This is a genomic window from Pseudomonas sp. PK-RTE-24 (assembly GCF_054052265.1).
In genome coordinates this window covers 4,609,319-4,621,545 of sequence record NZ_CM133224.1, presented here as the reverse complement: position 1 = coordinate 4,621,545, position 12,227 = coordinate 4,609,319, and the positions used below count along the sequence as shown (strand labels likewise).

General features: G+C 57.0%; 14 protein-coding genes and 1 tRNA gene. 9 read left to right on the top strand and 6 right to left on the bottom strand.

Features of this window, described 5'->3' with window-relative positions:
• Nucleotides 1-3 precede the first annotated feature (3 nt).
• Nucleotides 4-588 carry a hypothetical protein gene (locus ACV8MC_RS20680; RefSeq protein WP_056785683.1) on the bottom strand — a complete coding sequence of 195 codons (585 nt, stop codon included), beginning with the start codon at nucleotides 586-588 and terminating at the stop codon, nucleotides 4-6.
• A 330-nt stretch (nucleotides 589-918) separates the two neighbouring features.
• Between ACV8MC_RS20680 and ACV8MC_RS20675 the strand changes: the two genes are divergently transcribed.
• Nucleotides 919-1,875 carry a fimbrial protein gene (locus ACV8MC_RS20675; RefSeq protein ID WP_056785684.1) on the top strand — a complete coding sequence of 319 codons (957 nt, stop codon included), beginning with the start codon at nucleotides 919-921 and terminating at the stop codon, nucleotides 1,873-1,875.
• Here the strand turns inward: ACV8MC_RS20675 and ACV8MC_RS20670 are convergent.
• On the bottom strand, nucleotides 1,870-2,229 hold the full coding sequence (locus ACV8MC_RS20670) for a response regulator (protein ID WP_016774585.1): 360 nt from the start codon (nucleotides 2,227-2,229) through the stop codon (nucleotides 1,870-1,872). The two genes, ACV8MC_RS20675 and ACV8MC_RS20670, sit on opposite strands and share 6 nt — an antisense overlap.
• A gap of 23 nt (nucleotides 2,230-2,252) precedes the next feature.
• Nucleotides 2,253-3,692 carry an ATPase domain-containing protein gene (locus ACV8MC_RS20665; RefSeq protein WP_130899380.1) on the bottom strand — a complete coding sequence of 480 codons (1,440 nt, stop codon included), beginning with the start codon at nucleotides 3,690-3,692 and terminating at the stop codon, nucleotides 2,253-2,255.
• Between the two features lie 313 nt (nucleotides 3,693-4,005).
• Between ACV8MC_RS20665 and pstS the strand changes: the two genes are divergently transcribed.
• From pstS to ACV8MC_RS20635, 6 genes are all read left to right on the top strand, one after another.
• A complete protein-coding gene (gene pstS, locus ACV8MC_RS20660) occupies nucleotides 4,006-5,037 on the top strand; it encodes a phosphate ABC transporter substrate-binding protein PstS (RefSeq protein WP_051600442.1) in 1,032 nt (343 codons plus the stop codon).
• Nucleotides 5,038-5,111: 74 nt separating this feature from the next.
• A complete protein-coding gene (pstC, locus tag ACV8MC_RS20655; RefSeq protein ID WP_024012838.1) occupies nucleotides 5,112-6,077 on the top strand; it encodes a phosphate ABC transporter permease subunit PstC in 966 nt (321 codons plus the stop codon).
• Entirely contained in the window at nucleotides 6,077-6,988 is a 912-nt protein-coding gene (gene pstA / locus ACV8MC_RS20650; protein ID WP_016774590.1) for a phosphate ABC transporter permease PstA, read from the top strand. The genes pstC and pstA overlap by 1 nt, the downstream gene beginning before the upstream one ends.
• A 75-nt stretch (nucleotides 6,989-7,063) precedes the next feature.
• A complete protein-coding gene (gene pstB, locus ACV8MC_RS20645; RefSeq protein WP_016774591.1) occupies nucleotides 7,064-7,825 on the top strand; it encodes a phosphate ABC transporter ATP-binding protein PstB in 762 nt (253 codons plus the stop codon).
• A gap of 93 nt (nucleotides 7,826-7,918) precedes the next feature.
• Nucleotides 7,919-8,617 (top strand): hypothetical protein, encoded by a 699-nt coding sequence (locus ACV8MC_RS20640; protein WP_056785687.1) that lies wholly within the window; start codon nucleotides 7,919-7,921, stop codon nucleotides 8,615-8,617.
• Nucleotides 8,617-9,258, top strand: a complete 642-nt coding sequence (locus tag ACV8MC_RS20635; protein WP_457263274.1) for a hypothetical protein — start codon at nucleotides 8,617-8,619, stop codon at nucleotides 9,256-9,258. The genes ACV8MC_RS20640 and ACV8MC_RS20635 overlap by 1 nt, the downstream gene beginning before the upstream one ends.
• Nucleotides 9,259-9,410: 152 nt before the next feature.
• On the opposite strand, the gene ACV8MC_RS20630 is transcribed toward ACV8MC_RS20635, so the two are convergent.
• A tRNA-Ser gene (locus ACV8MC_RS20630) sits at nucleotides 9,411-9,498 on the bottom strand.
• 123 nt (nucleotides 9,499-9,621) lie between these two features.
• On the opposite strand from ACV8MC_RS20630, the gene ACV8MC_RS20625 reads away from it, so the two are divergent.
• Nucleotides 9,622-10,293, top strand: a complete 672-nt coding sequence (locus ACV8MC_RS20625) for a Bax inhibitor-1/YccA family protein (RefSeq protein WP_008006561.1) — start codon at nucleotides 9,622-9,624, stop codon at nucleotides 10,291-10,293.
• Nucleotides 10,294-10,357: 64 nt separating this feature from the next.
• Here ACV8MC_RS20625 and ACV8MC_RS20620 read toward each other — a convergent pair whose 3' ends face one another.
• The gene (locus ACV8MC_RS20620; RefSeq protein WP_130910296.1) at nucleotides 10,358-10,687 is read right to left on the bottom strand and encodes a YceK/YidQ family lipoprotein; all 330 of its coding nucleotides are present in this window, start codon (nucleotides 10,685-10,687) and stop codon (nucleotides 10,358-10,360) included.
• A 58-nt stretch (nucleotides 10,688-10,745) separates the two neighbouring features.
• The gene (locus tag ACV8MC_RS20615; protein WP_457263272.1) at nucleotides 10,746-11,183 is read right to left on the bottom strand and encodes an Lrp/AsnC family transcriptional regulator; all 438 of its coding nucleotides are present in this window, start codon (nucleotides 11,181-11,183) and stop codon (nucleotides 10,746-10,748) included.
• Nucleotides 11,184-11,330: 147 nt separating this feature from the next.
• On the opposite strand from ACV8MC_RS20615, the gene ACV8MC_RS20610 reads away from it, so the two are divergent.
• Nucleotides 11,331-12,224: a DMT family transporter gene (locus tag ACV8MC_RS20610; protein ID WP_457263270.1), complete on the top strand. Its 894-nt coding sequence runs from the start codon at nucleotides 11,331-11,333 to the stop codon at nucleotides 12,222-12,224.
• Nucleotides 12,225-12,227 lie beyond the last annotated feature (3 nt).

The following is a 12,227-nucleotide window of genomic DNA, read 5'->3' as shown; positions in this document are numbered from 1 at the left end:
TGATCAGCGCTCGATCGGCGCAGCAAAGTCTTGCGCATGGGGTGCAGAGTCAGTTTGTGCTGGCGATGCGGTTTGTGCTGTCAACTGCTCAATGCAGCTGGCGAGTTGTTTTTCATAGCTTTCAAGTACCGCTTCGGCTTCAGCTTCGCGCTCATCACGCAGGCGGAAGAAATCGTCGCGATTGAGTTGGTCCGCAACAAGTCGGATGTTTTGCTCGATGATCGCGCACAGTGAATCTTCATCCTCTAACGCCGCGCTGGTCAGGGCTGCCTGTCGATTGTTTTCGAGTTCGGTTTTTGCGTGCTCAGCGGCCTTCGCCTGTTCCTTTGCGCTAAGCAGGTCGGCTTCCAAAACCTGTTTCTGTTCCGCCAGGCGCTTCAGTTCTGCGCTCATCGACTGGATTGCATCGGCGCGCTGGGTGAGTTGGACCTCCTGTTGTTGCACCACAGCCTTCAGTGGAAACAGTTCATTGAGTTGGTAGCCGGCGACCACAGTCATGGCGATCAGTGCCAGCGCAAGAATGGTCAGGCAGTAGATGGCGGCGTTGCTCTGGGGTTTTGAGCTATTGAGGGTATCGAGGGCTCTCACGGAATCGTTTCTCCTATCAAGAGTAGACAGTGTAATAACCTCGATTCGCTGGGCCTTTAAGACGAGTCTTAAATTGTGCTCTATTTGCGTATGTCGATAACGGCTAACATTTGTTAACGAATTCGCAGAAGGCTTCTTGTTTAAACCGACTATCTAAAGTTTCTTGTGGGTCCATGAGAATTGTCTTGTTTGCGAATAAATAAACTTTTTGCTCAAGCTCCTTTTTTTCATTATCGTCTGCTGCCGCTTTGGTGGCGTTTACTGCTGATAGTTCACGCAATCGTCCGCCATTCAAATGTTTGCAAACACGGCGAGTTCAGAGAGATTGCTATGAAGTTTTCCCATGTTTTAATTGTCGGTTTTTTGTATTTACTGCCATTTAACGCAATGGCTGCAGTTTGCGAATTTTATCCCGACCATTCCAAGGGCAGTGTCAGGGTGGTTCTTCCAGCCACGATCTCGGTGCCTCGTGACACGCCCAACGGCACGGTTATCTATGAAAGCCCGATCGTGACCCTGGGCGCCATACCCAGCTCATTCAGGTGCTCTGCGGTACACAACGAAGGTGTACGCAATACTGTCGGCGTTACTCAGCCGGGCGCGGAGATTTTTCCTATCGGAAATACCGGAATCGGCTGGCAATGGGTCCGACCGCCATCGGGGAAAGCGTGGAAAGGCTTTCCAGGAACTACCGACACTGCTGGCGGTTGGGGTTGGAATGGTTCTGAGCACATCTTGCGTTTTGTAAAGACGGGAACTATTTCCGGCAGTGCGACGATACCCTCAGGCCAACTTGGGACCTTCGTCGCTGCAGAAATCGAGCCTCTGGCAATGAATACAAATGGCACGCGGATCGTCTCGCAGTCTTGTGAAACACCTGATGTGAAAGTGGATATGGGCAGCTACACCATGAGCGATTTTTTGCAGAACGGTGACTATGCCAAGGAGAAATATTTCTTTCTTGATATGAAAAACTGTCCTCCCGGAATCAATAACTTCAGGTACTCCTTTTCGCCCACTGCGGGCAGCCCTGCATGGAGCGCTGATACCGGCGTGGTACACCTCAACAGTAATTCCACTGCCAAAGGGCTGGCATTGCAAATGCGCTTCAGTGACAGGACGATACTCAAGCTGAACCAGAATTACATAATGAAAGCGCCAACATCGAGCGGCGGTAATGCATCCGTTTCCTTGCAAGCCCGCTTCGTGCGCATCGAGCCTTCCAATGCGCAAATGCGAGCGGGCGATGCCAATGCCGAAATTGCCTTTGTCGTCGAGTATCTATGAGCCCAACAGCCTCTTCACCTCAGCCACAATCACCGCAATATCAAACGGCTTGGGCACTACCACATCAAACAGATCGGAGCGCTGCATGCCGATGTGCGCTTGCGCGCCACTCATGAGAATGATCGGCAAGTGTTTGACGGACGGCTGGGCACGCACGGCTTCGGCGAATTCGAGGCCGTCCATGACCGGCATCATGAAGTCAGTGATGACCAGGGCTGGACGTTCTCTTTCCAGCACTTCGAGAGCCTTCTTGCCATTGCTCGCGGTCACAGTCATGAAGCCCTCATCCTCAAGCGCAAAGCCAAGAATGTCAGCAATCAGATACTCGTCGTCGACTACCAGGATGGTGGTCATGTTATTTCAACCCGCTTGCAGACTTACGAAATTGAACCAGGCAATGACTCAGCTGTGACTGAAGGTTCATTTTTCAAAGCCTTTTCCAGGAACACATCTTGATCACGGATAACCACCTCGAACCGCGACGGGTTGTAGGAGCTATCACGTATCTTGAGAATGGAAAGCGTCCTGTGAAGTTCAGCGTGATTCTCAAAGAAACGCATGAGCATCAGGTTGTCGACAATACTGGACAGGTCGGAGTTCGGTGCGCTGACCTCGGAGCCGAACAAATCGCGCATTTCCCATGAGGCGAACACCGTAACGCCTCTGGATCGCAGCTCATTCATCAGCGCGCTGAAAAAGTCGGTGATGCGTTCCGGTGTGGTTGAAACCCGAGTCATGCCGCTGAGGCTATCGATGAACAGGCGCTTGATGCCTTTTTCATCGACCAGGCTCAGCAGGCGTGCGCCGAGGCCGTCCAGCAAGCCTTCGGTAGTTGGCTGCCAGGCAATGCTCAGCGCACCGCTGTGTTCCATGTGTTCGATATCAATGCCCAGCGAACGGCCTTTCAGCCGCAGCCGCTGCGGGCTTTCATAGAAGCCGAAGTGCAGGCCCGGCGATTCGGCCGTCGACTGCGCGATGAACTTCAGACCCAGCGTGGTCTTGCCGATCCCGGAAGGCCCCATGACCAGCGTCACGCTGGAGCTGTGCAAGCCACCCCCGAGGATGTCATCCAGTGAAGCAATGCCGCTTGGAATGCGCGTCATGTCCGCGCTGTCAGGGGCGGAAGGGCGCTTGTAGAGGCTTTCGAGGCGCGGGTAGACGACCAGGCCGTTATCGGTGATCTCGCACTCGTGAAGACCGGTCAACGCGCCGCTGCCGCGAGTCTTGCGCAAATGAATGCGCCGTACGGAACGGGTACCGAACAGCTCTTCGCCCATTTCGATGACGCCGTCGACCATCGTGTGCTCGGGGCTGCCGTCGTCCAGGCGCGAGCTGGTCAGGAACAGCACGGTGCAACCGGCAAATGCGGCATGGCCTTGCAGTTCAGAGATGAATTTTTTCGTATCGATCGGCGAGTCGGCTTTGGAACGTGCGTTGAGCAGGCCGTCGACGACCATGACGGTCGCCTTCTGCCGGGTGATTTCGCGCCGAAGCAGCTTCACGACTTCATCAAGGCCTTCGTTTTCCAGCGTATCGAAGGCGCTGACAAACTGAATTTCGGCGCCGACTCGCGAGGCGTCGAAGAAACTCATGGTCGACAGAAACTGGAACAGACGGTCGTGGGACTCGGCCAGCAACGTGGCGACCAGCACACGGCCGCCGTTTCGGGCGTGGTGAAATCCGAGCTGATTGGCAAGGATGGTCTTGCCGGAGCCCGGACGCCCTTGAATGATGTACGAGGCGCCCGCGACAAAGCCCCCCTGAAGCAGCGCGTCGAGCCCTTCGATCCCGCTTTGAAGGCGTTTTAGCTTTTCCACAATGCAACCCTGATCTGAATAAACAGGCTTGTTCAGCCGAATGAGTGAAATGCTAACGCCATTTCCGGTTGAGGGCCATAAAGGCTGGGGAAAAGTAGCGTTTTTGCAATGTGAACCTGGCACGTGACTGCTCGGGATCAGGGGGTAGTGACAAGTCCGGCACAGGAAGATTCGATTTTTCGAAACCCGGAAGCCGATTACGTCCATATGCGCTGCTGCGGACCATGAGGGTAACGCTTGCCACTTTGCTTTCATGAAATCGTCACAAAACTGCTGCAGAGTTCGGGAGCCCGTAATCACTAGGTGTCATTTAATGAAAAGTTTGATGAAGTCTGCTGCGCTCGCCATTGCGGTATCTCTTTGTGCCACCTCGGCCTCCTTTGCAGCAGAAAATGTTCGCCTGACGGGGTCCGGAGCAAGTTTCCCGGCGCCGATCTATCTGACCTGGTTCAAGGATTTCAGCAAGAAATCCGATGGTGTCACTGTCGATTACCAATCCAAGGGCAGTGGCGCGGGCGTACAGGACTTCTTGAACAAAACCGTGGATTTCGCTGCCAGTGACTCGGCAATGAAAGACGAAGATATCGCCAAGGTCGCCGAAGGCGTGCAGTTGCTGCCAATGACCGCCGGGGAAATCGTGCTGGCCTATAACCTGCCGGGCAATCCCAAGGGCCTGAAGCTGCCACGCGACGTCTATTCCAACATTTTCCTGGGCAAAATCACGCGCTGGAACGATCCGCAGATCGTCGCAGCCAACCCGGACCTGAAACTCTCCGATACGCCGATCACGGTTGTCGTGCGTGCAGATTCCAGCGGTACTACCGCCGTATTCACCAAGCACCTGGCAACCGTCAATGCCGAGTTCAAGCAGGCGTTGGGTGAGGGCAACACCGTCAACTGGCCGGCCAGTGACAAGTTCATCAAATCGCCGAAAAACGATGGCGTGACGGCGACCGTGCGCCAGACCCCTGGAGCGATTGGTTACATCGAATATGGCTTCGCCAAGCTGGCCAAGGTCGACTTTGCCCAGTTGCAGAACAAGGCTGGCAATTACGTCGTGCCAAACGCCGAAAGCGGTGCCGAGGCCCTGGCGGCGGTGAAGATGCCGGAAAACCTGGTGGCCTGGCTGCCTGATCCGGACGGTGCCAAGTCCTATCCGATCACCTCTTATACCTGGATGATTTTCCGCAAGGACAATGGCAACCCGGCCAAGGCCAAAGCCATGCGTGAAATGGTCGAATACAGCCTGACCGAGGGGCAGAAGATTGCCGATTCGATGGGTTACATCCCGTTGCCGCAATCGGTCGTCGAACAGGTTCGCAAAGCGTCCGCCAACATTCAGTAACGCCGTGAGGTCTCTCTCGGCGTGTGCGTCTGCACCACGCCGGGAGAGTTTTCCCCCTGTTCCGGACTTAGCCCATGAACAAACCTTTTGTCGTACCGGTTAATCCCGACTCTGCCTGCCAGCCACCCTCGACGAAGGATTTCCTGGTTGATCGCACCTTCCGCGCGCTCGCGCGCATCGGTGTGGTACTGATTCTGGCGCTGGTATTTGCACTGGTGTTCGAGGTCGGACGCAAAGCACTTCCCGGTATGGAGAAGCACGGCTTCGATGTGCTTCTGGGCAGCGTATGGGACGTCAACCAAGGCAAATACGGCATTCTGCCAGCCATCTGGGGCACGCTCTACAGCGCCTTCATCGCGTTGCTGATCGCCGGTGTTTTTGGTGTGAGCATGGCGATTTTCCTGACCCAGGATTTCCTGCCGACCAAGCTTGCTGCGCTGTTTCGCACCATCGTCGAACTGCTCGCGGCCATCCCCAGCGTGGTCTATGGCCTTTGGGGGATCTATGTGGTGATCCCGGCGATTCGGCCGCTGACGACCTGGCTGAACAGCGAACTGGGCTGGATACCCTTTTTCGGCACGTCCCTGAGCGGTCCGGGCCTGCTGCCCGCAGCTCTGGTGCTCGCCATCATGATTCTGCCGACCATTGCCGCCGTGTCGCAGGACGCGCTTACGGCTGTGCCGATGAAAACCAAACAGGCCGCGTACGGCATGGGCACAACCCATTGGGAAGCGATTCTCAAAGTGATGGTGCCTTCGGCTGCCACCGGCATTTTCGGCTCTCTGGTGCTGGGCCTGGGGCGCGCGCTGGGTGAAACGATGGCGCTGGCGATGCTGGTCGGCAATGCCAACAACATTTCCCTCTCGCTGTTTGCACCGGCCAACACGCTTGCGGCTCTGCTGGCGCTGAACTTCCCCGAAGCCGGACCGAACGAGATCGAGGTGTTGATGTATGCCGCGCTCGTGCTGATGTTGATTACGCTGATCGTGAACATTTTCGGCTCGATGATCATGATGTACGCCCAACGGGGTAACAAGTGATGACTGATCTGACCGCAGCAACAGACCTGACGGCGCCAACCGGTGCGATGCCCAGTTTGCAACGCAGGTTCGAAGGCCGCGCGCTGCGCAGCCTGATCCTGACCACCCTGGTCTGGGCAGGTGCTTTGCTGGCCAGCGTGCCGCTGATTTCCGTGCTCTACATGCTGATCACTCGTGGTGGCGCGCGTCTTAACCTGGAAGTCTTCACCGAACTGCCGCCGACCGGCTTCGAGATGGGTGGCGGTTTCGGCAATGCGATGGCGGGTACTTTCGTGATGGTCGGTATCGCGGCAGCGATCGCGGTGCCGGTCGGGATCATGGCGGCCATTTTTCTGGCTGAACTGGGGCCGGATAGCAAGCTGGGGAACGCCGCGCGTTTTGCCGCCAAGATGCTTACGGGCCTGCCATCAATCCTGGCAGGTGTATTTGCCTACGCTTTGGTTGTAATGACGACTGGCACATATTCGGCACCGGCAGGTGGCGTGGCGCTCGCCGTCCTGATGCTGCCTATCGTGGTGCTGACCGCAGAAGAATCGATGCGGATGGTGCCCAAGATCATGAAAGATGCTGCTTATGGCATGGGCTGCACTCGCTCGCAGGTCATCTGGAAAATCATCTTGCCGACCGGCATGCCGGCGATCCTGACTGGCGTGATGCTCGCCGTGGCGCGTGCCGCAGGCGAGACGGCACCGCTGTTATTTACCGCGCTCTTCAGCAACTACTGGATCTACCACCAGGGCAATCTCGATGTCATGAATCCGACTGCCTCGCTGGCGGTGCTGATCTACAACTTCTCCGGCATGCCTTTCGATAACCAGCTCGAGCTCGCATGGGCGGCTTCGTTGGTGCTGGTGATGATCGTGCTGTTCGTGAACATCATCAGCCGGATTTTCGGCAAGCCCAAGTATTAAGAACGGGAGCATCTGATTTTGAACGTATCCACTGCGCAAATTGCCGCTCCGTTTGTCACCCAGGCGCCTGTAGTCATGGACTGCAAACTGGACAAGATTTTCTACGGCAACTTCATGGCAGTACGTGACAGCCACGTGCCCATCGAGAAAAACAAGATCACCGGATTCATCGGTCCCTCAGGCTGCGGCAAAAGCACCGTGCTGCGCAGTCTCAACCGGATGAACGATCTGGTGAAGGGTTTTCGTTTCGAGGGCCATGTGCATTTCCTCGGCCAGGACGTCTACGGCAAGGGCGTCGATCCGGTGGTCGTACGCCGCTACATCGGTATGGTGTTTCAGCAGCCTAACCCGTTCTCGATGAGCATCTTCGACAACGTTGCGTTTGGTCTGCGCCTCAATCGCTACAAGGGCGATATCGGTGACCGCGTCAAGCATGCGCTGCAAGGCGCCGCGTTATGGGATGAGGTCAAGGACAAGCTCAAGGTCAGCGGCCTGTCGCTCTCCGGTGGCCAGCAGCAACGCCTGTGTATCGCCCGGGCAATCGCCACCGAGCCGGAAGTCCTGCTGCTGGATGAGCCTTGTTCGGCACTGGACCCGATCGCCACCCGACGCGTCGAAGAGTTGATGGTCGAGCTGAAGAAGGACTACACCATCGCACTGGTCACTCACAACATGCAGCAAGCCATCCGTGTTGCTGACACCACAGCGTTTTTCTCGGTGGATATTTCCCAGGGCACGCGCACCGGTTATCTGGTCGAGATGGGCCCGACGGCGCAGATCTTCGACAACCCGCGTGAACAGATGACCGGCGATTACATCAGCGGCAAGTTCAGCTAAGTCACAGCACCGGTCACGGCCGCCTACCTGCACAAGCCAAATGGATTTGGCGGGCACCGGCGGACATTTACCAAGCGTTTCCAAGGAGCTCCAATGCCTGCCACGCATCGCCTTGATTTGCCTGCGATTGAACGCGCACTGCGTAACGTGCAGAGCCGTTTCGCCGAGCTCAGCCGGCACTTCACCGAGCCCCGAGACCCGTTCACTGACGAAGTCCTGAACAATGTGCTTGAAGGTTATGCGTTGGTTGACGAATATGTTGCCCGCGGCATCGACCTGTTCGATCTGCAGCAACTGAACCTGATGCTGGAGATCAATGCCACAGTGCTTTGTGGCCGGGATCCGGCGCGCCGGCTGGAATACGCCCAGCATCTGGCAGCCACTGAGGCGCACTTCTTCAACAATGTTGAGGGAGGCATCAAGGACTTGTACAACTGGTATTGCGCTTATCGCAGTGAGTCAGTCTGGAAGCGTGCAGCGGGAGTCTATGTGCGCATTCTGAGCAAGCCGCAGCTGTTTATCGAAGGCAACAACCGCAGTGGCTCGCTGATTGTCAGCTACTTGCTCATGCGGGCAGGGCTGCCTCCATTCGTGTTGACCCTGGAAAATGCCGAGGGCTATTTCAACCCGTCTTCGGTCATCCGCAACTCCGCCAAGCATGGCGTCAAGGCGTTGTACGAATTGCCCAAGATCAAGAAAAAATATGCAGCATTCTTAGAAGAACAGGCGCCCGATCCAATGAAGTTCTTTCTCAAAGGCAAGCCTTTGCCTCTCTCTCAAGGTGGCCATTGATGAACTGGGCACCAGCATTTGCCAGATTGAGAACCTTCGGCAGCCGGGCAGGGCAGGCTATCCGCTGCGCTTTGCCGCAGTTGTTCGAACGTCAGCGTATACGGATTTCGTTCGATATCGATGACACGCTCGCTTGCCAGCTCCACCACTGCGCAGTGGAGAAGAGTCGACTACCGGCCTGTATTCGTCGCTGGCTGGGTGAACCGTTGCGGATGGGCACACGATCGCTGATCCGAGAGCTGCGTCGCCAGGATTGCAGTGTCTGGGTCTACACCTCATCCGGGCGCACGCCGTCCTATATCAGGCGCTGGTTGGCGCTGTACGGTATCCGCGTCGATGGCGTGGTCAACAGCGTGCTGCACAACCGTGCGCTGACGGCGCACGGGATGTCGAATGCGCCTTCCAAGTATCCGCCAGCGTTCGATATCGACTTGCATGTCGATGATTCGGAGGGCGTGCAGATTGAAGGCAAGGATCATGGCTTCCGGGTGGTCGTGGTGCATCCCGAGGATGATCGCTGGGCGCAGAAAGTGCTGGATTCGGTGGCCAAGGTCCAGGCGCAGCTCGCCTGGCAGCAAATGCTCAGACCTCAGGCGCCGGTGCAACAGCGTGCGGAGGCTGTCTTTGAGTCGCTTGGCTGAGCGGGTACGCATTGGCTATTCGGGCAGCAGCGCCTCAGGTGTACGAGGCACTGCTGTGAAATGACTCAACAGATGCGCAAACGATGCTGCGCAAAACATATCTCGCAGAAACGACAAAGCCCTGAATAATCAGGGCTTTGTCGTACATAAGATGGCGGAGGCGATGGGATTCGAACTCATGGACCTGTTACAGTCGACGGTTTTCAAGACCGTTGCCTTAAACCACTCGGCCACACCTCCGTTTGCGTTGCGGGCGCCATAATACCTGAATGAAACACACTGTCAAACTCTCTGCATGGCTTGTTACAGAGCGTCTGTTATGATCTTTGCGACTGAACGTTTCAAACCAACAGGAGTGTCGCCATGCGCGAACAGGATTACGCAGTTAATAACAGCGTGCAGGCTGAGCAGCTAGAGGTTAGCCGCGTCCTGCGCAACACTTATGGTCTCTTGGCTCTGACCCTCGCATTCAGCGGCGTGATGGCCTTCGTAGCCCAGCAGATGCGTGTCGGCTACCCGAACATTTTCGTGGTGCTGATCGGCTTCTACGGGCTGTTCTTCCTCACCAACAAACTCCGTGATTCCGCGTGGGGCCTGGTGTCCGCCTTCGCGTTGACCGGTTTCATGGGTTTCCTGCTCGGCCCGATCCTGAACCGTTACCTGGGCATGCAGGGCGGCGCTGAAGTGGTCAGCTCGGCTTTCGCCATGACCGCACTGGTGTTCGGTGGTCTGTCGGCCTACGTGCTGATCACCCGCAAGGACATGAGCTTCCTCGGTGGTTTCATCACCGCCGGTTTCTTCGTCCTGCTGGGCGCTACGCTGGCGAGCTTCTTCTTCCAGATCAGCGGCCTGCAACTGGCGATCAGCGCCGGCTTCGTGCTGTTCTCGTCGGTCTGCATTCTGTTCCAGACCAGCGCGATCATCCACGGCGGCGAGCGCAACTACATCATGGCGACCATCAGCCTGTATGTATCGATCTACAACCTGTTCGTCAGCCTGCTGCAACTGTTCGGCATCATGAGCCGCGACGACTGATTTGAGGGCTGCAATAAAAAACCCGCTCCGGCGGGTTTTTTATTGTCTGTAAGAAAGTAATCGTTCAGTTGATGACGATGCTGCCATCCACCTGCTGACGGTAGATCGTGTAGGGCAGCAGCAAGGTATCTAGGGCGCCGGAGACCACGGCGTCCACCAGCACCACCGGAATGGCCGCGTTGCGGTGATCATCGGGATCGATGCCTGAGGCCAGCGGAGCGTTCAGCGTGCAGAAGTCATAAGCGAGGCCGCTGTAGATTCTCGGCACCGCGCCGCAATAACTTTTCTGCTGCTTGAGTCCGTCAACGGCAGCCTGGTCGTTGCGCGCCACCGTTTGAATCGTGCCACAGCCGCCGAGCAGCATGCCGGCCAGCAGTATTGCCTGAATTTTCATAGCGCCATTCCTTAGCTGCGAAAAACCCCAATCTACCCTGATCATTGGTAAAAGACACCTACGCCATCGGTGGCAGGCGTCGCTTGACCGGGGTCTTCTTGACGATCGCGGTGTTGGTTTCGGCCAACGTATTCAGTCGGTCGAGCAGGGAATCGAGCTGCTCCATCGAGCGCACGTGCAGGCGGGCGATAAAGCAGTCGTCGCCGGTGACCTTGTCGCACTCGGTGAACTCTGGAATCGACATGATCTGCCGCTCAACCTCCTGCAGTTGCCCTGGCAGTGGCCGTACGCGGACGATCGCCTGCAACTGATAGCCGAAGCATTTCGGATCAATCTCCACCGTGTAGCCCTTGAGCACGCCGCGTTCTTCCAGCCGCCGCAACCGCTCGGCTACGCTGGGCGATGACAGGCCGCTGATCTGCGCCAGCGCTTTGAGCGAGCGACGCGAGTCTTCCATCAGCGCGCTGATAAGGATCTGATCGATATCGTCAGTCACATTCAAACTCCGGATTAGGCGAAGGGCGCAAATCACCCTCGATAAAAAAGGCGAAAACCAAGTTTAGCCTGCTTTATGCGCTGGAGCAGCCCGAGGTGCGCTTGGCATACTTTTGCCACGCTTCGCTCACAGCCTCAGGAGAAGATTATGGACAACGCAATCCGCCGCGGCTCGCTGGAAATGACCGCCGCCATGCTCATATCCGGGACGATCGGCTGGTTTGTGCTGGTGTCCGGGCAACCGGTGCTCGACGTGGTGTTCTGGCGCTGCGTGTTCGGCGCCGGCACCTTGCTGTTGGTCTGCGCCGCGTTCGGCTTCCTGCGTCCGGGGATTCTGACCCGCACAACGTTTCTGCTGGCGGTGCTCAGTGGCATGGCGATTGTCGGTAATTGGGTGCTGTTGTTCGCGTCCTATTCCCGCGCCTCGATTGCGATCGGCACGGCTGTCTATAACGTACAGCCGTTCATGCTGGTCGGCCTGGCGGCGTTGTTCCTCGGCGAAAAAATCACCTTGCGGAAGCTGTTCTGGCTGGCGATTTCGTTCATGGGCATGCTGGCGATTGTCAGTGCCCACGGCACGCAAGGCGAGAGCGGCAATGACTATCTGCTGGGGATTGCCTTGGCATTGGGCGCGGCGTTTCTGTATGCGATTGCCGCACTGATCATCAAGCGCCTGACCGGCACGCCGCCGCACCTGATCGCGCTGGTTCAAGTGTGCACCGGGGTGTTGTTGCTCGCGCCGTTCGCGCATTTCGATGCGTTGCCACAAGGCGCCGATGCCTGGGCCAGTCTGGTGACGCTGGGCATTGTTCACACGGGGCTGATGTATGTGTTGCTGTACGGCGCGATTCAGAAATTGCCCACGGCATTGACCGGCGCGCTGTCCTTTATCTATCCGATCGCGGCGATTTTCGTTGACTGGTTCGCCTTCGGCCATCGCCTCGAATTGCTGCAGTGGATCGGCGTGGCGGCGATCCTGCTCGCCGCCGCCGGCATGCAACAAGGTTGGGGCTGGAAAGCCCGGCGGCTGGCGGCGCAGTGAGGA